Source organism: Microbacterium sp. TW_SC_2 (assembly GCF_055361165.1).
In genome coordinates this window covers 1,214,117-1,236,438 of record NZ_CM143952.1, presented here as the reverse complement: position 1 = coordinate 1,236,438, position 22,322 = coordinate 1,214,117, and the positions used below count along the sequence as shown (strand labels likewise).

Below are 22,322 nucleotides of genomic sequence, written 5' to 3'. Positions count from 1 at the left end.
CTCAGGCCGGCAGATAGCGCCAGGGCAGCACGCCCGCGTCGAGTCGCCCCTGCTCCCATGCGAACGCCCGCCCTGCCGCGCCGTCGACGACACGCGTGCGGAAGAGTTGCGCGGCCCCGCCGGAGGTGAGCGCGGACTCCGCATCGGCGAACGCGGAGAGCTGATGCAGCGTGATCCAGGTGGGCGGGAACAGCGTCAGCTCGCCCGCTCCGTGACGCGTGAGGGCCTCATCCGGCCGGATCCAGGCGAGCTCGGCCACCTCGTCGGCCGAAGGTGAGGGATCCTGCTCCGGGGCCTCCGCGAGGAAGAACCAGGTGCGGATCCGAGTGGGCGCCTCGATCGGCGGGTGCCACTGCGAGAGCGGGACGAGGCCGTCGACGATCAGCCCGACCTCCTCGAGCGTCTCGCGGATACCGGCTCGGCGGGCATCCTCGCTCTCCGGGTCGCCGTCGCGCCGGTCACCCGGTTCGACCTTCCCCCCGGGGAAGACCCACGCGCCCGCGAACGAGCCGCGATCCGGACGTCGGAGCAGCAGGACCTCGAAGCCGGGCTCGGCGGGGCGCAGCAGCACGACGGTGCCGGCGACCGGCAGCGATTCCTTCGGGGTGTCCACCCCGACACTCTACGACGCGACGAGCGCGGGAACCGGGCGGTGAGGAGCCTCCACGCGATACGAGAGCAGCGCGATGAGCAGTCCGACGAGAGCGAGCGCGACGCCGATCCAGGCGGGAGCCGTGAAGCCCCAGCCTGCGGCGATCACGGCGCCGCCCAGGAACGCGCCGAGGCTGTTGCCGATGTTGAGGGCCGAGTGGTTCATCGCCGCGGCGATCGACTGGTTGTCGCCGGCGACGTCCATCAGGCGCGTCTGGATGGTCGGGCTGAGCACCGCCGACACGAATCCGACGACCAGCACGAGCACACACAGACTCACGATCCAGAAGGACAGTGCAGCCAGGAGAGCGTAGGCGGCGGCCGATGCCGCGAGGCCCCAGAGCAGCGTGCGGCGCAGATCGAGGTCGGCGAGGTGCCCGCCCACGAGGTTGCCCACGGTCATGCCGATGCCCATCAGCACCAGCACGATCGGCACCACCCATGCGGGCGACCCGGCGACCTCGGTCACGAACGGCGCGATGTAGCTGTAGACGGCGAAGAACCCGCCGAAGCCGATCGAGCCGACCCCGAGGGTGAACCAGACCTGACGGATGCGGAACACCCCGAGTTCCTGACGCATCGTGCGCCCCGGTGTGCCGGCATGGTGCGGCACGAACACGGCGATGCAGACGGTGGCGATCGCGAAGACCAGAGCGACCACGCCGAAGGCCGCGCGCCACCCCCACTGCTGCCCGAGGAAGGTTCCCAACGGCACACCCACGACGTTCGCGACCGTGAGGCCGGTCAGGATGAACGCGACGCCCTTGGCGCGGTTGCCCGGGCCCATCACCTCGGCGGCGACGAGGGCCCCGATGCCGAAGTACGCGCCGTGCGGAAGACCGGCGAGGAAGCGGGAGACTCCCACGAGCTCGAAGGTCGGCAGGAACACGGTGAGCGCGTTGAAGACCGTCAGCGCGAGGGCGAGCACGATCATCACGCGATGCCGCGGGTAGCGCGCGACGAACCCCGCGATGGTCGGCGCACCGATCACGACGCCGAGGGCGTACAGCGAGATGAGCCACCCGGTCTGGCTGAGCGCGTCCTCCTGGCTGCTCGCCCAGAGGGAGGGCAGGAGGTCGCCGGCGATGTCGGGCAGCAAGCCCATGATGACGAATTCGGTCATGCCGATGCCGAAGCTGCCGATGGCGAGAGAGAGGAGCGCCCTCTTCGCCGCACCCCTCGATTCAGTCGAGGGATTCACCGGATCAGCTTAGCCGGTGTCAGGTGCGCGACCCGACCGCAGATCGGAGGCGGCGAATACGGTCGGCGTCGAGCTCCCGACAACGCCGGAACGAAAGTCGCTCGTCAGCGCCTGCGTCGTCTTCGTCCGTTGCTCGATTGCTCGGCAGGCTGCGACGGCTTCTTGAGCGCCTCCCACGGCACATTCCAAGCCACAACTAATGAGTTGTGCAGAACATAGTCCGCGTGGAACGAGAATCCACCCCCCGCGACTCTGCGGTAGTAAAAGTTGGTACGCGTCGAGCGGGCCGCCCTGGGCTTTGTCCCGACTCCTCCGATGAGAAACAACTGCTTCATCAGTCTGCGCAGGTCTGCGCGCGATACGTCTCCGTCGACCTCTCTCTCAAGCAACTCGAACGAGAATTCCCGCGAAGGAAGCGCGCTCAAGGCATCGAGAAAGGTGCTCACCTTCGCGGCACTAGCGCCAGGAAGAACACGACTCAAGCCGTTCGAAATCTCGCGGACAAAATAGCCTTCGGAGTAATTTCGGACCGCTTCACGCGCGGTCGACTCGCTGACCTGACCGCTGCCGGGATGGCGTTCCTTTACGGCGTTCATCAGAGCGATGAGATCTCGTGGCAGGTATCGCGTGTGCGACATCAGATATGAGGGCAAGTACGAGAAGGGTCCGATGCCAATCGGCGAGCTTAGGTACGCCTTGCGAACGTCGCCCAGCTGGAGGCCCACAAAACTACCCGGAATGCTCGCCCTCACCTTCGTGTTGAGCAGGTCCCAGAGCTCCTCACCATCGCCGAGGCCGTTCCGACTCCAATCCAACTCAATGGCTCGATCACTCAGCTTCGCCGAATCGGTACTGGGCACCTGTACATACATGTCATGGCGGATGGCGAGGACAATCGAGACGCGAAGGTCCGCGCTTCGAAAAAAACCGTTGAGGTCATACGCAGCATCGAGGAGCGCACCGAGAGACTCGAGTTGAGATTCGGTCTGCGCAAAAAAAGAATCTAGGCCGTCGATCGCGAGCACATGCTGCGATCCCGTACTCATCTGCATGAGCGCGCTACGAAGCAGTTGGCTGAGCTGCACGGCAGTGACCGAATTCTGCTGCAGTGCAGCATCGACGCCACTTCCCATGATGCTGACCTTCAACGTCGACCGAGACCAGTCGACGAACCGGGTGCGCAGATCTGGTCCGTCGATCAGACCGCCGGCAACCAACGATTTGTACAGTCCAACGATCCCCGACGGGTGATGCGCGCCCTGGTCTTTCATCAGCGACGCGAAGACCCTGAGCAGAATCAAAAACTCCCAAGCCGCGCGAGTGTTAGTCGGACCAGGCGATCCACCGATCTGCAACTGTGTGACGTCTGCAACGGGAAAGCTGCCCAGGTCCCACTCCAGCAAGAAACGCTCGGGCTGGCTATCCCACAGCAGTTCGAGATGTGAGAACGTAGCCGTTTTGCCTGCACCTTTGGATCCGACGATTGCCCACGCTTCACCTTGAGCGACGCGGTACGCGGCGGAGCGGAAGTCGTAGTAGCCAGTCTTGAGCATGTCTGGTCGTTCTCGAGCTTCTTCTGCCGCGTCGAGCATGCCGAAATCGAGCATGCGTAACGGCGGAAACTTGAGCTTCGTCACCACGCCTCCATCCAAACTGAGTTTTCGCTGCCTCTCGCGATCAGCATCGCTCACTCAGAATGTTCGACCTCGAGCGATTCGCAACACATTGACGTCGGCGCGGCGCCCTCTGATCCGCTCGCTCAGCGCTCCTTTGACCCACTCGAGGGCGCTGATGCCGACATCTCGCGACCTGCTCTCGCCCCAGTGTGCTTAGACTCCCGTGGTCTTCGTGATCTCCTCGCGTATGACGTCGTGCACAAGCATCTTGAGGTGCCAAAGCCATTCCCAGTTCCCGTTCAGCCCGGCTGTCGTCTTTACGGCCCACGGATACCATGGCTTGCCCTGCTGAACGGGGTCCTTAGCATCAAGGCGACCGTAGTGCGCCGCGGCGTTTCGACGCCCATACACAGAACGAATGAATTCGTAGTGGCTTGAACCTGGCGTAGTCATGTATCTCAACGCAATCCCCCTCGTCAGCTGGAATACTCGCGGTGCGGCCTGACTTGTTGTCTGACCATCGGGCCAAGTGGAACCATCGTCGAGAACAACATGTAGACCAGCAGCAATGTTGTTGATGGCGATTGTCTCGAGGACGCTCCAGTACTTGAAGTACTGCGAATCGGGTCGGCTCTCTCGTTGCGCCTCGAGATACAGACTCACATACAGCGCAATCCGAGGATCTGACCGGAGTGCTACGTCGACGGGAGTAAACTCGGCCTGGCTCTCGCCCGCAGCGAATCCACCAACCAGATTCCCCTTATACGAGTTTCGCAAGCTCCGGACAGCCCAGCCGGAGACGGGATCGTCGATCTCGACGATCAAGGTGACCAATCGTGGAGCGGCATGGCGGATCAGCGCGATAGCGTCTAGCAATCGTGACGCTTCAGGGGTCACAGCGTCTCCGACATCAGTGATATCCGACGCCCAGACCTCTGGGAACTCAATCACCGCGAAGTCATCTCGCCGCATATTACGCTGCCAAGTTGGCTGATCAATCCGAGAAGGCCAGCCAAGCATCTCGAGTGCCCCGTTGACTGCCGCAAGCTCGTCCTCGTAGTAGATCGTTTGAGGCAGCGGATGAATGGTGGCGTGGTCTGTGTGCAACCGCTGCGTAAGCTGTAGTCCTTCGACTAGAAAGGCCGCGCGATGCTTGCGTCGCGCTGCGCTGGGTTCACCCAACCGCTTTCGATACCGCGCTTCGTAGCGACCTTGGAGTTGCTCTAGGCGCACCGTCAGGTCGTGCGGCGGAGGATCCTGCTCGCCGTCCACAATCGCCAACCTAACTTCCTCGAGTCGCTGAGGTTGCAGATCTGGCCTACCAAGTGACGAAATCCAGATGACTGTTTCACGCTCAACGACGAGACCCGGGTGCCGGGCAGAACCTGACCCGTCAGCGCCAATCGCGATTGTGGTCGTGGAAATCCAGTGAATTCCCTCGAAGTCATCAAACGCGTCAATGACAACCTGCACATCGTCACTCTGAGCAAACTCCTCCGCTCCCGCGACACGGATCATGAAGGGCTCGTTCGATATAACGTCGAGGGGATCGATCGAGGCATCGATTGTCATGGGATTGGCCATCCATTCCTGCGAGAGATTGCGCTGACCCGGCGTTGAGCTTCGTTACCCTAGGACTCCTCGATCGCGGACTCCAGGCGGTCGATCTTGGCGTCCAACTCGCCCGAGTACCCGGGACGGATGTCGGCCTTGAGCACGAGCGACACACGGGACCCGAAGGGCATCACCGCCTCGGTGGCGCGCTTGACGACAGCCATCACGGAATCCCAGTCGGGTCCCTCGATCTCGGTGAACATGCTCGTGGTGCGGTGGGGCAGCCCCGACTCGCGCACGACGCGCACGGCGGCGGCCACCGCATCGTGCACGGAGGCGTCGGTGCGCTCGATCCCCTCGGCAGGGGTTCCGCTCGGTGCGACGGAGAAGGCGATCAGCATGGTTCACTCCCGGTGTTTCGATGGACGGACGGCGGGCACCCGCGTGAGTGCGCGGACACCGACGATGAGCAGGACGACGAGCAACGCGTTGCGCAGCGTGAGAACCAGGACCGGCAGCAGTTCGGCGCGCAGCAGCGCGTCATAGCTCAGCGGATACACGAGACAGGTCAGCGCGCAGAGCATCAGCACCAGCATGGCGGGAACGCGCGCGCGTGTTCGGTCGAACACGAGCCAGAGCAGCACCGGCGCGATCAGCCAGGTCTGGAACTGCGGCGACCCGACCTTGTTGCTGACGATCAGGGCGACGACGAGCGAGAGCGCCAGCGGAGGGAACAGCCGAGGGAAGGATGCCCCGCGCGAGGCCTTGACGACACCGAGCACGGTGATCGCCGCCACGAGGATCAGCATCACCGGGGTGAGCACGGCGGCGACGCCATCCACCCCGTCGGCGGCGATCTGGAAGGTCAGGATCTCGAAGCTGTACTCGATCTGGGCCGCACCGGTCAGCGCCAGCCACAGGAACGGCGTCGCCGCGACCGCTTCGATCTGCAGGCCGCGGCCAGTCTGCTGGGTGAGGAAGCCGAACAGCTCGGCATCGGCGCCGAGGACGAGCAGCAGCACCAGCACCAGCACCGCGACGGTGACGGCCGCTGCGGCGAGCAGCATGCGCACCCGGGAGCGCAGGGCGATGATCGAGGTGACCACCAGGACCCCGGGCCAGATCTTGATCCAGGCGCCGACCGTCAGCAGGGCGGTGGCGAGGGCGGGTCTCGTCGCGAGCCAGAGACCCGCGACGACCGCGATCGGCACCGTGATCGCGTCGATGCGGTACAGGGCGATCGGCCCGAGCAGGAGCAGCGCGGCGCTCCAGAACCAGCCGGCGACGAGTCGTGGCCGCGAGGGCGAACGGCCGAGCACGACACGGAAGGCCAGGGCATCGAGGATCGTCACCAGCACCGCCCAGGCGATCAGGTACGCCCCCGATGCGCCGAGGAGCGGGATCAGCGGCATCGACAGCAGCTTCGCCAGCACCATCGGGACCAGCGCGAGCTGCGGGTACACCCAGGTCTCGGTGACGCCGACGATCGGTCCGCCGCTGAGCGCCTGGCTCGCCCACGGCTCGTACACGAGCACGACATCGCCCATCGGCTGGCTCGGATAGATCCACCCCACCCAGACGGTGAGCACGTGCACCGCGAGGAACACGCACCACGCGAGGATCAGACGCGCCGTCCGCGACGTCATACGAGCAGGTCGGCGATCGCTCGCGGCACAGCCTGCGCGACATCGAGAGCGACGATGGGACGCCCTGGATGCCCCTCGGCCGCACCGGCGGCCAGACGCGCGGCAGAGCCGTGCAGCCAGGCCGCTGCGGCGGCGACCTCGGCCACCGGCGCCTCGGTGTTCCCCGCGAGCAGCGCCCCGAGCATGCCGGCGAGCACGTCACCCGTGCCCGCGGTCGCGAGCCAGCCGGTGCCGGCGGCCACCACGATCGCCCCGCCATCGGCATCGGCGATCACCGTGCGCGCACCTTTCAGGAGCACGGCACCGCCGAGAGCGGCCGCGACCTCGACGGCCGCCTGCGCGCGAGGACGATCATCCGACCCGTCGCCGTCGTCGCGCTCGGGCAGGCGCAGCGCCGAGCGGAGTGCGGCGAACTCGCGGGCGTGCGGGGTCACCACGATCGGTGCCCGACTGCCGCGGGCGAGATCGAGGGCTCCGGCGTCCACCACCACGGACGCCGATCCCGCCAGGATCTCCCGCAGTGCCGCGGTCTCGTCGTCCGTGCGTGCGGCGGGATCCGTCCCCGATCCGATCACCCAGGCATCGATGCGCGAGCGCCCGGTGTCGGCGCCGACGACCGTCTCCGGGCGTCGTGCCAGCACCGCGTCCGCGGCACGCTCCTCCCCCACGTAGCGCACGAAACCGGCACCGGTCCGCCAGGCTGCCTCCGTACCGAGCACGGCGGCACCCGGATAGGCGGCGGATCCGGTCCGCAGCGCCACCACTCCGCGGGAGTACTTGTCATCGCCCGTCGTCGGCACCCGCAGGAACCGCGCGGTATCGCTGCGTGTCCATTCGCGCACCTCGACCATGACTCCACGTTAGCCCGACGACCCTCGGCACGCTCACCGCGGAGTAGCGTCGAGGAGTGAGTATTCTCTTCTCCCCGCTGACCATCCGATCCCTGACCCTGCGCAATCGCCTGTGGGTGTCGCCCATGTGCATGTACAGCGCGGAGGAGGGCGTGGTGCAGGAATGGCATCACACGCACCTCGCGCAGTTCGCCTCCGGGGGCGCCGGGCTGATCGTCGCCGAAGCCAGCGCCGTGGTGCCCGAGGGCCGCATCTCCCCCCGCGACGTCGGCCTGTGGAACGACGAGCAGCGCGACGCGTGGGTGCCGATCGTGCAGGCGATCCATGACCGGGGCGCGGCGGCGGGCATCCAGCTCGCGCATGCCGGTCGCAAGGCCTCGACGTGGTGGCCCTGGGCCGGCGCACAGGGGTCCGTGCCGGCCGACCAGGGCGGGTGGACCACGGTCGCCCCCTCGGCTGTCGCCTACGAGGGATTCGCGCCGCCCGAGCAGCTGGATGCCGCGGGCATCGACACGCTCGTCGCCGCCTTCGCGTCCGCCGCGCGCCGTGCCCTCGACGCGGGCTTCGATGTGCTCGAACTGCACGCGGCCCACGGCTACCTGCTGCACGAGTTCCTGTCGCCCCTGTCGAACCTGCGCGACGACGAGTACGGCGGTCCGCTCGAGAACCGCGCGCGCCTGTTGCTGCGCGTGATCGACGCCGTGCGTGCGGAAGCCGGAGACGACGTGCCCGTCTTCGTGCGCATCTCGGCGACCGATCATGCCGACGGCGGCTTCACGCCCGAGGAGGCGGCACAGGTCGGCGAATGGGCGGTCTCGCACAGCGCGGATCTGATCGACGTCTCCAGCGGCGGGCTCGTCGCCCACCAGCAGATCAGTGTCTTCCCCGGCTATCAGGTGCCGCTCGCGGAGTCGGTGCGGCAGTCCGGGCGCATCCCGGTGTCGGCGGTCGGCCTCATCACCGCGGCCGAGCAGGCCGAGCGGGTGCTCGCGGAGGGCGCCGCCGATGCGATCTTCGCCGGACGCGAGTGGCTGCGCGATCCGCACTTCGCCCTTCGCGCCGCGCACGAGCTCGGCGCCGAGGTCGCCTGGCCTCCGCAGTACGACCGCGCGCACTGGCGCTGACCAGGCGTCCCTGGACGACGACGGCCGCCGGATCCCAGGATCCGGCGGCCGTCGTCTGCGGTCGGGGGCTCAGCGTCCGCGGATGCGACGCGTCGCGTCCTGCACCTCTCCGACGAGCTCCTCGAGGATGTCCTCCAGGAAGAGCACGGCGGTGGTCTGTCCCTGCGCGTCGCGGACCTTCGCCAGGTGACGTCCGGCGCGGCGCATGACCGCGAGGGCGTCCTCCAGATCAGTGTCCTCCTGGACCGGAACCATGTGGTGGACGCGCTTGGCGGGAACGGGCTGGATCATCTTGATCTCGGCATCCGGTCCCTCCGACGCCCGCAGGATGTCCTTCAGGTGCACGTAGCCGATCGGTGTCGCCTCGTCGTCCACGATCACGTAGCGCGAGAAGCCGTAGCGCGCGACCGCCTTCTCGATGTCATCGGGCGTGGTCGACTGCGGCAGCGTGACGAGTTCGCTCAGCGGGACCGCCACGTCCCGCGCCTTCTTGTCGGTGAACTCCACCGCGGCGGCGACGGTGCCCGCGGCATCCATCAGCACGCCCTCACGGCGGGACTGGCTCACGATCGTGGCGACCTCGTCGAGCGTGAAGGTCGAGGCGGCCTCGTTCTTCGGCTCGACCCGGAACAGTCGCAGGACGCCGTTGGCGGCCGCGTTGAGCACCCAGATCACCGGCATGAAGACCTTCGACACCCACACCAGGGCGGGCGCGAGGATCAGCACGGCGCGATCCGGAACCGAGAACGCGAGGTTCTTCGGAACCATCTCGCCGAACACCACATGCAGGAACGACACGATCAGGAGTGCGATCGTGAACGACACGGCATCCACCACGCCGTCTGCCCAGCCGAACGCGTGCAGCGGCACGGACAGCAGGTGGTGGATCGCGGGCTCCGAGACGTTCAGGATCAGCAGCGAGCAGATCGTGATGCCGAGCTGCGAGGTCGCGAGCATCAGGGTCGCGTGCTCCATGGCGTACAGCGCGGTCTTGGCGGCGCGCGAGCCCTGCTCGGCCTTCGGCTCGATCTGCGAGCGCCGCGCGGAGATCACCGCGAACTCGGCGCCGACGAAGAACGCGTTCGCGGCGAGCAGCACGACCAGCCAGGCCAGTCCTCCCCAATCGCTCATCGGGAGACCTCCTGCTCGTGCGACGGACTCGGGACGTACCGGACACGGTCGACACGGCGCCCGTCCATGCGGACCACCTGCAGGACTCCGCTGTCGACCGGCACCTCATCGCCGACGACCGGGACCCGCTCCAGCACGCTCATCACGAATCCTCCGACGGTGTCGTACACCTCGCCCTCCGGCACCTCCACGCCGGCGCGCTGCCGGAGCTCGTCCGGTCGCAGCTCACCCGGGAAGGTGACGCCGTCACGATTGCGGACCACGCCGGCCCTCGTGCGGTCGTGCTCGTCGGCGACCTCGCCCACGAGCTCCTCGACCAGGTCCTCCAGGGTCACGAGCCCCGCCGTGCCCCCGTACTCGTCGACCACGACGGCGAGCTGGTATCCGCGAGCGCGGAGCTCGGAGATCAGCGCGTCGACGTGCACGGTCTCCGGCACCCGCAGCGGATCGGTCGAGAGCGCGCCCACCGGCACTTCCGTTCGGCGCTCGCGCGGCACCGAGATCGCGGCCTTCAGGTGCACGACGCCGGTGATGTCGTCGAGATCATCGTCGTAGACGGGGAAACGACTGTGCCCGGTGCGGCGGGCGAGCTGGATCACGTCGTCCGCGCTGTCGCCCGCTGCGATCGCGTGCATGCTCGGGCGCGCGGTCATGACGTCGGCCGCCGAGAGCCGCGAGAACGTGAGGGTCCGATCGAGCAGGGTGGCCGTGTCGGCTTCCAGCAGGCCCGCGTTGGCGGAGCGACGCACGAGGGAGGAGAGCTCCTCGGCGCTGCGCGCTCCCGAGAGCTCCTCCTTCGGCTCGATGCCCATGCCGCGCAGCACGCCGTTGGCGCTGCCGTTGAGCACGGCGATCGCCGGTCGGAACACCGCGGTGAAGGCGGTCTGGAACGGGATGACGAGCTTGGCGGTGGCCCGCGGGAGCGCGAGCGCGAAGTTCTTGGGAACCAGTTCGCCCAGGATCATCGACAGAACCGTCGCGATGAACATCGCCACGACCGTCGCGATGGGTGACACCGCCACCTCGGGGATGTTCCAGGCGATCAGGGTCGGGCGCAGCAGGTTCGACAGCGCCGGCTCCATCGTGTACCCGGTCAGCAGCGTGGTCAGCGTGATGCCGAGCTGCGCGGACGAGAGATGCGTCGACGTGTGCTTGAGGGCACTGATCGTGAGCGCGAGGCGGGTCTCGCCCCGCTCCTGCCGCGCCTCGAGTTCGGCACGGTCGAGGTTGACCAGCGCGAACTCACTCGCGACGAAGAGGCCGGTGCCGATCGTGAGCAGAAGCCCCACGCCCAACATGATGTAGTCCATCAGCGGTTCCCCTCCGAGCGGAGAGGCGGACAGTGGGGCGAAGTTCTGCAACTGGGAGGGTCGTCCATGGTGACGACGATTCTATCGAATCCTCACCAGCTCACGGGCAGCGCCTTGCCCTCTTCGTATCCGGCGGCCGACTGGAGTCCGACCAGCGCCCGGTCGTGGAACTCGGAGACGGAGGAGGCGCCGGCATACGTGAAGGAGGATCTGACGCCGGAGGTGATCATGTCGAGCAGGTCCTCGATGCCCGGGCGCAGCGGATCCAGGTAGATCTTCGACGAGGAGATGCCCTCGGCGAAGAGCTCCTTGCGCGCCCGCTCATAGGCGTCGAGGCGCCCGAACCGCGCCTGGACCGCCTTCGTCGACGCCATGCCCCACGATTCCTTGTAGACGCGCCCGTCGTCATCGCTCTGCAGCTCTCCCGGCGCCTCGATCGTGCCGGCGAACCAGGAGCCGACCATGACGGATGCCGCGCCGGCGGCGAGCGCGAGCGCCACATCCCGCGGATAGCGCACCCCGCCGTCCGCCCAGACATGCGCGCCGACCGCACGGGCGGCCTGCGCGGTCTCCAGGACCGCGGAGAACTGGGGGCGGCCGACCGCGGTCATCATGCGTGTGGTGCACATGGCGCCGGGACCGACACCGACCTTGAGGATCGATGCGCCCGCGTCCACCAGGTCCCGGACGCCGTCCGCCGTGACGATGTTCCCCGCGACGATCGGCAGACCGAGGTCGAGCTCCGACACCGTGCGCAGGGCACGCAGCATCGCGTCCTGATGCCCGTGGGCGGTGTCGAGCACCAGGACGTCGACGCCGGCTGCGGCGAGGGCCCGCGCCTTGGCGGCGACATCGCCGTTGATGCCGACGGCGGCCGCGACCGACAGGCGTCCGTCCGCGTCGAGGGCCGGACGGTAGAGGGTGGAGCGCAGGGCGCTGCGCGCGCTGAGCGTGCCGACCAGGTATCCCTGGTGGATGACGGTGACCATCTCCACGTTCGCGTCGGTGATCACATCGAACGCATGCCGCTCCGATCCGATGTCCTCGGCATCGATCGAGGGCGTGCCGGAGTGCACGAGGTCGCCCAGCTGCGCATCCGGGAGGGCCGTCGCCAGGCGCGTGGCCGGCAGGGTGCCCAGGATCCGGTCGACGTGCAGGGGCGCGGGGCCCTGCGCCACCACGATGCCGTGTCCCGCGGTCGCGGGAAGAAGGCGGAGCGCCTCGGCGACCGGTGTCTCGGGGGGCAGCACGAGCGGCGTGTCCCAGAGCACGGGCTGGTCCTTGACGTCCCGGATCGCCTGGTCGAGCTCCTGCAGCGGCATGTCCTGCGGCAGCACCCCGATCCCACCGCGGCGGGCGAGCACGGCGGCGAGGCGCGGGCCGGTGACGGAGTTCATGTTCGACGCCACGATCGGCAGCGTGGCCGGCGTGCCGTCGCGCGGGGCCAGATCGACCTGGAGCCGACTGGTCACCGACGATCGTCTGGGCACCAGGAACACGTCGGAATAGGTGAGATCGACAGCTGGCAGCGCACCGGAGAACTCCATGTCTCCACGGTACCGAGATCCCCGGCTCACCGGCGGGTCCGTTCGACTATTCCGCCAGTGAAACACGTTAGGCTTGATCCTTGAGAGTGTGCGATCCCGGGCGCATCCTGCGCCCCTGATCAGCACAGTGAGCTTCAGCGATGAAAGAGGGCGATCAAGCGTGTCGAACCAGGTGACCGGCGTCGGGGGCGACGGGGGGTTCGGAGCCAATTCGTGGCTCGTCGAAGAGCTCTACGAGCAGTTCAAGGAGAACCGCGATTCCGTCGACAAGGAATGGTGGCCGGTCCTGGAGAAGTACCACGCCGACACCACCGTGTCCGCCCCGGCAGCGCCGGCGCCCGCAGCGGGAGCACCGGCCGACGCACCCGCGTCGGCGGCCCACCCCGTCACGGCCCCCATCCCCGTGATCGGTTCGCAGCCGGTCGCCCGCACCACCGCGAAGCCCGCGGCGGCGGCTCCGATCCCCGCGCAGGCCCCGAAGGTCGCCGCGAAGGAAGCCCAGGACGCGGCCGAGGAAGACAAGGTCACCCCGCTCCGCGGCCTGCCGAAGACCCTCGCCGCGAACATGGACGAGTCGCTCACCGTCCCGACCGCGACCAGCGTGCGCACGGTGCCCGCGAAGCTGATGATCGACAACCGCATCGTCATCAACAACCACATGGCGCGCACGCGCGGCGGCAAGGTCAGCTTCACCCACCTCATCGGGTGGGCCCTCATCCGGACGCTCGACGAGTTCCGCAGCCAGAACGTCTTCTACGCCGAGATCGACGGCAAGCCCTCGGTGGTCTCCCCCGCCCACGTGAACCTGGGCATCGCGATCGATCTGCCCAAGCCCGACGGCACCCGCGCCCTCATGGTGCCCAGCATCAAGCGCGCCGACACCCTGAGCTTCTCCGAGTACCTCGTCGCCTACGAGGACCTGGTCAGCCGCGCCCGGAACAACAAGCTCACCGCCGCCGACTTCCAGGGCACCACGGTCTCGCTGACCAACCCCGGCGGCATCGGCACCGTGCACTCCGTGCCGCGTCTGATGAAGGGCCAGGGCTGCATCATCGGCGCCGGCGCCCTCGAGTACCCCGCGGAGTTCCAGGGCGCGAGCGAGAAGACGCTCAACGAGCTCGCGATCGGCAAGACGATCACGCTCACCTCCACGTACGACCACCGCGTCATCCAGGGCGCCGGCTCGGGCGAGTTCCTCAAGAAGGTGCACGAGCTGCTCATCGGGCAGCGCGGCTTCTACGACGACATCTTCGCGGCCCTGCGCATCCCCTACGCGCCGATCCGGTGGAACCCCGACATCGCGGTCGACCTCGCCGAGCGCGTCGACAAGCAGTCCCGCGTGCAGGAGCTCATCAACTCGTTCCGCGTCCGCGGTCACCTGATGGCCGACATCGACCCGCTCGAGTACATGCAGCGCTCGCACCCCGACCTCGAGATCGAGAGCCACGGCCTCACCTTCTGGGACCTCGACCGCGAATTCGTCACCGGCGGCTTCGGCGGGCGACGCGTCGCCAAGCTGCGCGACATCCTCGGTGTGCTGCGCGACTCGTACTGCCGCACGCTGGGCATCGAGTACATGCACATCCAGGACCCGGAGCAGCGCCGCTGGTTCCAGGAGAAGGTGGAGGTCAAGTACCAGAAGCCCGGGCATGACGAGCAGCTGCGCGTGCTGCGCAAGCTCAACGAGGCCGAGGCCTTCGAGACCTTCCTGCAGACGAAGTTCGTCGGGCAGAAGCGCTTCTCGCTCGAGGGCGGCGAATCTCTCATCCCGCTGCTCGACGAGATCCTCCAGGGCGCCGCCACCGCCGGACTCGACGGTGCCGCGATCGGCATGGCCCACCGTGGTCGCCTGAACGTGCTCACCAACATCGCCGGCAAGACCTACGGCCAGGTGTTCCGTGAGTTCGAGGGCACGCAGACCCCGGGCAATCAGCGGGGCTCGGGCGACGTCAAGTACCACCTGGGCACCGAGGGCACGTTCGTCGCCGATGACAAGTCGGAGCTGCCGGTCTACCTCGCGGCGAACCCCTCGCACCTCGAGACCGTCGACGGCGTGCTGGAAGGCATCGTCCGGGCGAAGCAGGACCGCAAGCCGATCGGCACGTTCGCCTGGCTGCCGATCCTCGTGCACGGCGACGCCGCCTTCGCGGGCCAGGGCGTGGTCGTCGAGACGCTGCAGATGTCGCAGCTGCGCGGCTACCGCACCGGGGGAACCATCCACGTCGTCGTCAACAACCAGGTCGGCTTCACGACCACCCCGAACGACGGACGCACCTCGATCTACTCCACCGACGTCGCCAAGACCATCCAGGCGCCGGTGTTCCACGTGAACGGCGACGACCCCGAGGCCGTCATCCATGTCGCGCAGCTGGCGTTCGAGTACCGCGAGCGCTTCCACCGCGACGTCGTGATCGACCTCGTGTGCTACCGCCGCCGCGGCCACAACGAGGGCGACGACCCCTCGATGACGCAGCCGCTGATGACCGACCTGATCCAGGCCAAGCGCTCGGTGCGACGCCTGTACACGGAGTCGCTCGTCGGTCGCGGTGACATCACCGAGCAGGAGTACGACGAGGCGAAGGCGGACTTCCAGAACCGCCTCGAGATCGCCTTCGCCGAGACCCATGCGGCGGAGACCGGCGCGACCTCCGTCGTGGCGGAGCTGCCTCCGCTCGAGGATCAGGTCGGGGCGCCCGAGATCACCGGCGTGCCGAGCGAGGTCATCCGGTTGATCGGCGACGCGTTCGTCAACAAGCCCGAGGGCTTCACGGTGCACCCGAAGATCAACCAGCTGCTCGAGAAGCGTCTCGACATGAGCCGCAACGGCTCGATCGACTGGGGCTTCGGCGAGCTGCTGGCCTTCGGCTCGCTCCTGGTCGAGGGCACCACGGTGCGTCTCGCCGGTCAGGACGCACGACGCGGCACGTTCGTGCAGCGGCATGCCTCCCTGCACGACCGCGCGAACGGACAGGAATGGCTGCCGCTGTCGAACCTGTCCGATGCACAGGGACGCTTCTTCGTCTACGACTCGCTGCTCAGCGAGTACGCCGCTCTCGGCTTCGAGTACGGCTACTCCGTCGAGGCTCCCGAGGCGCTGGTGCTGTGGGAGGCGCAGTTCGGCGATTTCGTGAACGGCGCGCAGTCGGTCATCGACGAGTACATCTCCGCGGCCGAGCAGAAGTGGGGCCAGCAGTCGAGTGTCACGCTGCTGCTCCCGCACGGCTACGAGGGCCAGGGACCGGACCACTCCTCCGCCCGCATCGAGCGGTTCCTGCAGATGTGCGCGCAGGACAACATGATCGTGTCGCGCCCCTCCACCCCGGCGTCGTACTTCCACCTGCTCCGCCGCCAGGCCTACGCCCGTCCGCGCAAGCCGCTCATCGTCTTCACGCCGAAGGCCATGCTGCGCCTGCGCGGGGCCACGAGTCCGGTCGCGGCGTTCACCGAGGGCCGCTTCCAGCCGGTCATCGACGACGACCGCAACCTGGATCGCGCCGCTGTCAAGCGCGTGCTCGTGCATTCCGGCAAGGTGCACTGGGATCTGCGCACCGAGGTCGAGAAGAACCCGAACCCCGAGGTCGCACTCGTGCGTCTGGAGCAGCTGTACCCGACGCCGATCGAGGAGCTGAAGACGATCACCGACTCGTACCCGAACGCCGAGCTGGTGTGGGTTCAGGAAGAGCCCGAGAACCAGGGGGCCTGGCCGTTCCTGGCGCTGGCCTTCGCGGATGTCCCGGGCGATCGCGCTTTCCGTCCCGTCTGCCGGACCGCTTCGGCGTCCCCGGCGACGGGGTCGTCCAAGGTGCACGCGGTCGAACAGGCCACGCTGCTGCGTGAGGCGCTCACGCTCCGCTGACCGTTCACGAAGAAGGGGCGCACCGACATGTGTCGGTGCGCCCCTTCTTCGTGGATGCGGTGTCTCAGTACCAGATGTCGAGGGACGGCGCTGGGAACGTGACGAACGCCCGATCGAGGAGATCCGCGACCGCCGCGTCCGCGGTGATCCGCCCGGCCCCGCGCAGCGTCTCGGCCCGCACGCCGCCGGCGTAGATCGCTGACAGCGCCGCGATGCCCATGGTCGCGTCCACCACGGCGCCGTCGCTCTTCTCGACCGAGGCGCTCCCCTCGGCATCGACACGGAGGCGCCAGGCGCCCGAGGCGAAGTCGAGGGGGTCGTCGATACGGATGACGAGATCGAGGGGCGCGGAGAACTGCCGAGCTTCGAGGGCGCGAGGCAGATCGAGGATCCGCAGCCACCCGTGATCGTGCAGCTCCTGCTTCACGCCGCGCTGATCGGCGACGAGCCAGGGCAGCGGATCGTCGGGCGCCTGGAGATCGGCGGTGACCTCGTCGACGAGGTCGTGCTGGACCGCGAAGCGCCAGAGCGCGGCACGGGCGTCGGCGGTGTCGGCCACGAGGGCGCGCACACGGAGGACGGATCGGAATGTGCCGGCAGCGTCTTCCAACGAGTACACGAGCACGCCGTGCAGCTCGCCCGACTCGTCGAGATAACGGACGCCGCGCACCTTGTCACGGTCGTTCTCCGCGGGTGACAGACCGGCGAAACCCACCCACCGTTCGGGCCATCCGGGAATCCTTCCGGCCCGCGAGCCCCGGTCGCTCTCGTGCACGACGGCGAGGTCTGCCGCCAGGTCTGCCCGCTCGCGATACTCCAGCCGCCCGCTCGGCTCGAAACCCGCCCAGCCAGCCCGCCGCGTGTCCACCGTGTAGCGCAGCGCAGGAAGAGCCGAACCGAAGCCGTAGCGCCCGTAGATCGTCGCCTCCGACACGGTGAGACCGGCGATCGGCACGCCCGCGGATGCCGCCGCCCGCAGTTCGCCCTCGAGAAGCGCCCTGGCGACGCCGCGACGTCGGTGCGTGCCGGCGACCGTGACCCCGCTGATCGCCCACATGTCGATCGCGCCGCCCGGGATCGTCATCGGCGTGACCCAGGCGTCGATCGTGCCGATCGGGGAGGCGTCGTCGGCCGCACCGTTCTCGAACACGCCCACCGTGCGTCGGTTGACGAGCGTCTTGCGTTCGTCCGCCAGTGTCTCGGCGGTGGGTTCGCCGCCGAGGAATCCTCGGTGCACGGCGCGTTGGAAGGGGACCGCACGGGTCTCGTCGTTCTGATCGACGACTCGATAGTCGAGTCCGCCGGCGTGCAGGCGCTCGCGAGAGGTCCGGTCAACGGGTACGTCACGGGAGTCGATGATCGTCATGAGACCAGCCTACGGTCGCGTGCGGACACCGCCGCACGGCGTTTCACGATCAGTGCTGCGCGGACTGCACCTCGCGCAGGCGCGCGAACACCTGATCGCGCAGCTCCTCCGGAGCGGTCTCCTTGCAGGCGCGCGCGACCACCTCGGTCAGTGTCGTGGCAACCAGCGCCTCGTCCCGACAGGACGGGCAGTTCTCGAGATGCTCGCGGATGTCGGTGTGCTGGGTCTTGCAGACCTCGTTGCGGAGGTATTCCTCCAGGTCCTGACGGGCTTTGTCGCAGCCGCAGTCGCTCATTTCGTGCTCCTCGATTCCTTTGCCGCGGCGATGCCCCGCTCCGCCGCGTAATCTGCCAGCAGCTCCCGCAGGAGTCGCCGGCCACGGTGCAGGCGACTCATCACGGTGCCGATGGGCGTCTTCATGATGTCGGCGATCTCCTGATAGGCGAAGCCCTCCACGTCGGCGAGGTACACCGCCAGCCGGAAGTCCTCGGGAACCGCCTGAAGCGCATCCTTGACCACGGACGCCGGCATCCGGTCGATCGCCTCGGCCTCCGCCGAACGGCTGTGCGATGCCGTGGTCGACTCCGCACCGCCGAGCTGCCAGTCCTCGAGCTCGTCGATCGTGCCCTGGAACGGCTCGCGCTGCTTCTTGCGGTAGATGTTGATGTACGTGTTGGTCAGGATGCGGTACAACCACGCCTTGAGGTTGGTGCCCTGCGAGAAGGTCGCCCACGACCCGTACGCCTTCACGAAGGTCTCCTGAACGAGATCCGCGGCGTCGGCGGGATTGCGCGTCATGCGCATGGCGGCGGCGTAGAGCTGATCCATGAAGGGGATCGCCTGCTCCTCGAATTCACGTCGAGGGTCGCCGACGGTGGCTGCGGTTACGGTGTCATCCATCACGGGCCAGTCTAGGCCGCGGATGTCCACCGATTCACGCTCCAGCGTGGCGATCATGCCGTCTCCTTCTCGGCGGGTGCGCCGCCGTTCACTAAGGTGGAAACCGATGAGCGTCGACAGGTATTCCCCTCCCCCGGTCCAGGGCGCCTACGTCGCGCCCACCAGTGCTCAGGCCGTGCACGCGACCCTGACGATTCCCGGGTCGAAGTCGTTGACGAATCGCGAGCTCATCATCGCCGCGATCGCCGACGGCCCCGGTCGCCTGCTCGCTCCGTTGCACTCCGATGACTCCCGCCGGATGGTCGACGCTCTCCGCGCCCTCGGCGTCGGCATCGAGGAGGTCGACGCCGGCGGCGAGTTCGGTCCCGACCTGCTCGTGACCCCGGCCAAGCTCGCCGGGGGCACCACGATCGACTGCGGGCAGGCGGGCACCGTGATGCGTTTCATCGCCCCGCTCGCCGGACTCGCCGCGCACGACGTGCACCTGACGGCGCATGAGACCGCCCTGCACCGCCCCATGGGCGCGCTGATCAGCGCGCTGCGCGATCTCGGCGTCGACATCGACGACGAGGGCACCTGGGCGCTCCCCTTCACGATCCGCGGGCACGGACGCATCCGCGGCGGGCGCGTCGAGATCGACGCCTCGGCATCCAGCCAGTTCGTCTCCGGGCTGCTCCTCGCCGCTCCGCGCTTCGACGTCGGGCTCCACCTCGTGCACACCGGCGAGCACCTGCCGAGCCTGCCGCACATCGACATGACGATCGAGGCTCTGAGCCGGCGCGGCATCCGCATCGAGCGTCCGGCGGTCGGCGAATGGCTCGTGGAGGCCGGGGTCCCCCGTGCCAAGGAGATCGCGATCGAACCGGATCTCTCCAATGCCGCCCCCTTCCTCGCCGCGGCGCTCGTCACCGGCGGCGCCGTCACCATCACCGGATGGCCGGCGCACTCCACGCAACCGGGCGCGCTGCTCCCCGAGATCCTGCAGGCGATGGGTGCGCACACCAGCCGCCACGGCGGCGCCCTCACGGTGCGGTCCGGCCACGACATCCATGGACTCGACATCGACCTCTCCCCCGCGAGTGAGCTCACCCCGACGATCGTCGGACTCGCCGCTTTCGCGGAGACGCCGACGACGATCCGCGGGATCGGTCACATCCGCCTCCATGAGACCGACCGCATCGCTGCGCTTGTCGGCAACATCCGTGCTCTCGGCGGCGAGGCGGAAGAGCTTCCGGACGGCCTGCGGATCATCCCCCGACCGCTGCACGGCGGCCCCTGGGCGGCGCACCACGACCACCGGATGGCCACCACCGGTGCGCTCATCGGGCTCCGCGTCCCCGATGTCGAGATCGACGAGATCGGGACGACCGCGAAGACGCTCCCGGAGTTCACGCTGCTGTGGGAGCGCATGCTGCGAGGCGCGGGAGCGTGAGCTGGCTCGACGGCACGGACGACCTCGACGGCGAGTTCGACGACTACGACGAGAGCAGCATCCGCACGCGACCGAATCCGAAGGCGAACCGGCCACGGACCAAGCGACGCCCCGCGCACGACGATGCGGTGATCGGTCGAGTCCTCGGCGTCGATCGCGGACGCTACACGGTCCTGATCGACGAGGGCACCGACGACGAGCGCACCGTCAGCGTCACCCGGGCCCGCGAGCTCCGACGCAATCCCATCGTGACCGGCGACTTCGCCCGCGTGGTCGGCGACGTCAGCGGCGACGAGGGCACCCTCGGGCGCATCGTCGGGATCGAGGAGCGGACATCGCTCCTCCGCCGCAGCGCCGATGACACCGACCAGGTCGAGCGCGTGATCGTCGCGAACGCGGATCAGATGCTCGTGGTCGTCGCCGCCGCCGACCCGGAGCCGCGCGCCCGCCTCGTCGACCGCTATCTCGTCGCGGCACTGGACGCCGGCATCCGTCCGCTCCTGGTCGTGACGAAGACCGATCTGGCCGATCCCACCGATTTCCTCTCCCACTTCGAGGGTCTCGATCTGCGCGTCTTCACGAGCGCCATGGACGAGATGCCGACCGCCGAGATCGGCGCAGCTCTGATCGGTCACTCGACCGTCTTCGTCGGGCACTCCGGCGTCGGCAAGTCGACGCTGGTCAACGAGCTCGTCCCGACGGCGCTGCGCGCCACCGGCCACGTCAACCAGGTCACCGGTCGCGGCCGGCACACCTCCTCGTCCACGGTCTCCCTGCGCTATGACGCGGCGGAGGGCACCGGATGGGTGATCGACACCCCCGGCGTGCGGTCGTTCGGGCTCGGACACGTCGACCCGGCCAACATCCTCGCCGCCTTCACCGAGCTCGCCGACATCGCGAGGAACTGCCCTCGGGGGTGCACGCATCTCGCCGACGCCCCCGACTGCGCCCTCATCGAGGCTGCCGAGCGGGGGGATCTCGGAGAGACCGGCAGGGCACGTCTCGACTCGCTCCAGAGACTGCTGCAGACCTTCGCGGACAAGGCGGAGAACGCCCCCGGCCGATAGGCTGTCAGCGTGACTCAGCGCCTGGAACCCGGTACCGCCGCCCCCGATTTCTCCCTGCTCGACCAGGACGGCTCGACCGTCCGGCTCGTCGATCTGCGGGGAGAGAAGACGATCCTGTACTTCTACCCCGCCGCCATGACGCCGGGCTGCACGACCCAGGCCTGCGACTTCCGCGACAACATCTCCTCACTGCAGGGCGCCGGGTACCGCGTCATCGGCATCTCCCGTGACGAGCCGGCGAAGCTCGCCGAGTTCCGCGAGCGCGACGGACTCACCTTCACCCTGCTGAGCGACCCGGACCATGCGGTGCACAGCGCCTACGGCGCCTGGGGCGAGAAGATGAACTACGGCAAGGTCGTGGAGGGCGTCATCCGCTCGACCTTCGTGCTCGACGCCGACGGTGTCATCAGCCTCGCCCAGTACAACGTGAAGGCGACCGGACACGTCGCACGGCTGCGGAAGCTCCTCGGCATCGACTCCTGACCCCCGACGGCGATCGCCGGGGCCGGCCGGGGTCAGCCGAGGTCAGCCGCCGCCCCGTCGCCGGGACGGGCGCTCTCCCGGCGCGCGCTCGCGATGAGCAGGATGAAGCCGACCAGGCCCGGCAGACCGACGCCCGCCGTGAACGCCCAGGGCACGGGCTGGAGGGTGAGCGAGGCCAGGGCCAAGGCCACGGCCAGCACCTGGAACACGACACCGCCGGAGCGCGCCCAGGACCGTCCGACACGGGCCCCCGCAGCGAAGGCGAGCAGACACCCGGCGCCGATCAGGGTGAGCACGATCAGCGCGATCGCCGTCGGCAGCGATGCGGCGTCTCCGGCGCCGAGCCCGCCGAGTTCGATCACCGCGAACACCAGCAGCACCGCGCCTTCCAGGGCGAGGACGCCCGCAGCGCCCAGAGCAAGACCGGGTGCGCGCACGACGTCTCCTGAGAATCGGGTGAGAAGGAGGAAAACCCTTGATTTCGCGGGTTTCATGTAACAGAATGGACAGCGTCATGTGCTCCCACAGCGGCGTGGGGCGGGCGTTCCGTCCGCATCACAAAACGCGGGCTTCCGTCCGCATCTGAA

The 22,322-nt window shown here is 68.2% G+C and carries 19 protein-coding genes; 5 read left to right on the top strand and 14 right to left on the bottom strand.

Translation table 11 applies throughout. The annotated features are described in order from the left end of the window. Position 1: 1 nt before the first annotated feature. The 7 genes from ACWA14_RS05720 to ACWA14_RS05690 all read right to left on the bottom strand — a co-directional run bounded on the left by ACWA14_RS05720 (position 2) and on the right by ACWA14_RS05690 (position 7,519). Positions 2-613 (bottom strand): NUDIX hydrolase, encoded by a 612-nt coding sequence (locus ACWA14_RS05720; RefSeq protein ID WP_463796631.1) that lies wholly within the window; start codon positions 611-613, stop codon positions 2-4. Between the two features lie 9 nt (positions 614-622). After that, a complete protein-coding gene (locus ACWA14_RS05715; protein ID WP_463796629.1) occupies positions 623-1,852 on the bottom strand; it encodes an MFS transporter in 1,230 nt (409 codons plus the stop codon). Positions 1,853-1,956: 104 nt separating this feature from the next. Continuing rightward, entirely contained in the window at positions 1,957-3,543 is a 1,587-nt protein-coding gene (locus ACWA14_RS05710) for a P-loop ATPase, Sll1717 family (RefSeq protein ID WP_463796627.1), read from the bottom strand. A gap of 138 nt (positions 3,544-3,681) precedes the next feature. After that, positions 3,682-5,052 carry a hypothetical protein gene (locus ACWA14_RS05705; protein ID WP_463796625.1) on the bottom strand — a complete coding sequence of 457 codons (1,371 nt, stop codon included), beginning with the start codon at positions 5,050-5,052 and terminating at the stop codon, positions 3,682-3,684. Positions 5,053-5,099: 47 nt separating this feature from the next. Further along, positions 5,100-5,423: a thiamine-binding protein gene (locus tag ACWA14_RS05700; protein ID WP_463796621.1), complete on the bottom strand. Its 324-nt coding sequence runs from the start codon at positions 5,421-5,423 to the stop codon at positions 5,100-5,102. A gap of 3 nt (positions 5,424-5,426) precedes the next feature. Further along, entirely contained in the window at positions 5,427-6,668 is a 1,242-nt protein-coding gene (locus tag ACWA14_RS05695) for a hypothetical protein (RefSeq protein WP_463796619.1), read from the bottom strand. Next, entirely contained in the window at positions 6,665-7,519 is an 855-nt protein-coding gene (locus ACWA14_RS05690) for an ADP-dependent NAD(P)H-hydrate dehydratase (protein ID WP_463796616.1), read from the bottom strand. Before ACWA14_RS05690 ends, ACWA14_RS05695 begins: the two co-directional genes overlap by 4 nt. A gap of 56 nt (positions 7,520-7,575) precedes the next feature. On the opposite strand from ACWA14_RS05690, the gene ACWA14_RS05685 reads away from it, so the two are divergent. Next, the gene (locus ACWA14_RS05685) at positions 7,576-8,643 is read left to right on the top strand and encodes an NADH:flavin oxidoreductase/NADH oxidase (protein ID WP_463796614.1); all 1,068 of its coding nucleotides are present in this window, start codon (positions 7,576-7,578) and stop codon (positions 8,641-8,643) included. A gap of 69 nt (positions 8,644-8,712) precedes the next feature. On the opposite strand, the gene ACWA14_RS05680 is transcribed toward ACWA14_RS05685, so the two are convergent. The 3 genes from ACWA14_RS05680 to guaB1 all read right to left on the bottom strand — a co-directional run bounded on the left by ACWA14_RS05680 (position 8,713) and on the right by guaB1 (position 12,631). Beyond that, complete coding sequence (locus ACWA14_RS05680) at positions 8,713-9,774, bottom strand: hemolysin family protein (protein WP_463796613.1); 1,062 nt, start codon at positions 9,772-9,774, stop codon at positions 8,713-8,715. Further along, entirely contained in the window at positions 9,771-11,084 is a 1,314-nt protein-coding gene (locus ACWA14_RS05675; RefSeq protein WP_463796612.1) for a hemolysin family protein, read from the bottom strand. The genes ACWA14_RS05680 and ACWA14_RS05675 overlap by 4 nt, the downstream gene beginning before the upstream one ends. Positions 11,085-11,176: 92 nt before the next feature. After that, positions 11,177-12,631, bottom strand: coding sequence for a GMP reductase (gene guaB1, locus ACWA14_RS05670; protein WP_463796610.1), 1,455 nt, complete (start codon positions 12,629-12,631; stop codon positions 11,177-11,179). A gap of 160 nt (positions 12,632-12,791) precedes the next feature. On the opposite strand from guaB1, the gene ACWA14_RS05665 reads away from it, so the two are divergent. Further along, on the top strand, positions 12,792-16,487 hold the full coding sequence (locus tag ACWA14_RS05665; RefSeq protein ID WP_463796608.1) for a multifunctional oxoglutarate decarboxylase/oxoglutarate dehydrogenase thiamine pyrophosphate-binding subunit/dihydrolipoyllysine-residue succinyltransferase subunit: 3,696 nt from the start codon (positions 12,792-12,794) through the stop codon (positions 16,485-16,487). Between the two features lie 64 nt (positions 16,488-16,551). On the opposite strand, the gene ACWA14_RS05660 is transcribed toward ACWA14_RS05665, so the two are convergent. From ACWA14_RS05660 to ACWA14_RS05650, 3 genes are read right to left on the bottom strand one after another with little or no spacing between them, the layout of a single operon-like run. After that, the gene (locus tag ACWA14_RS05660) at positions 16,552-17,853 is read right to left on the bottom strand and encodes a GNAT family N-acetyltransferase (protein ID WP_463796606.1); all 1,302 of its coding nucleotides are present in this window, start codon (positions 17,851-17,853) and stop codon (positions 16,552-16,554) included. A 49-nt stretch (positions 17,854-17,902) separates the two neighbouring features. Then, positions 17,903-18,148 (bottom strand): zf-HC2 domain-containing protein, encoded by a 246-nt coding sequence (locus ACWA14_RS05655; RefSeq protein WP_463796605.1) that lies wholly within the window; start codon positions 18,146-18,148, stop codon positions 17,903-17,905. Next, on the bottom strand, positions 18,145-18,810 hold the full coding sequence (locus ACWA14_RS05650) for a sigma-70 family RNA polymerase sigma factor (protein WP_463796603.1): 666 nt from the start codon (positions 18,808-18,810) through the stop codon (positions 18,145-18,147). Before ACWA14_RS05650 ends, ACWA14_RS05655 begins: the two co-directional genes overlap by 4 nt. A gap of 49 nt (positions 18,811-18,859) precedes the next feature. Here ACWA14_RS05650 and aroA point away from each other — a divergent pair, with 49 nt between their 5' ends. Genes aroA through bcp form a run of 3 tightly spaced genes read left to right on the top strand, consistent with a single transcriptional unit; the run spans position 18,860 to position 21,735 of the window. After that, complete coding sequence (gene aroA / locus ACWA14_RS05645) at positions 18,860-20,185, top strand: 3-phosphoshikimate 1-carboxyvinyltransferase (RefSeq protein ID WP_463796600.1); 1,326 nt, start codon at positions 18,860-18,862, stop codon at positions 20,183-20,185. Next, complete coding sequence (gene rsgA / locus ACWA14_RS05640) at positions 20,182-21,252, top strand: ribosome small subunit-dependent GTPase A (RefSeq protein ID WP_463796598.1); 1,071 nt, start codon at positions 20,182-20,184, stop codon at positions 21,250-21,252. Before aroA ends, rsgA begins: the two co-directional genes overlap by 4 nt. Positions 21,253-21,261: 9 nt before the next feature. Then, complete coding sequence (bcp, locus tag ACWA14_RS05635) at positions 21,262-21,735, top strand: thioredoxin-dependent thiol peroxidase (RefSeq protein WP_463796597.1); 474 nt, start codon at positions 21,262-21,264, stop codon at positions 21,733-21,735. A 32-nt stretch (positions 21,736-21,767) separates the two neighbouring features. Here bcp and ACWA14_RS05630 read toward each other — a convergent pair whose 3' ends face one another. After that, positions 21,768-22,172 carry a hypothetical protein gene (locus ACWA14_RS05630; protein WP_463796596.1) on the bottom strand — a complete coding sequence of 135 codons (405 nt, stop codon included), beginning with the start codon at positions 22,170-22,172 and terminating at the stop codon, positions 21,768-21,770. Positions 22,173-22,322: the final 150 nt, after the last annotated feature.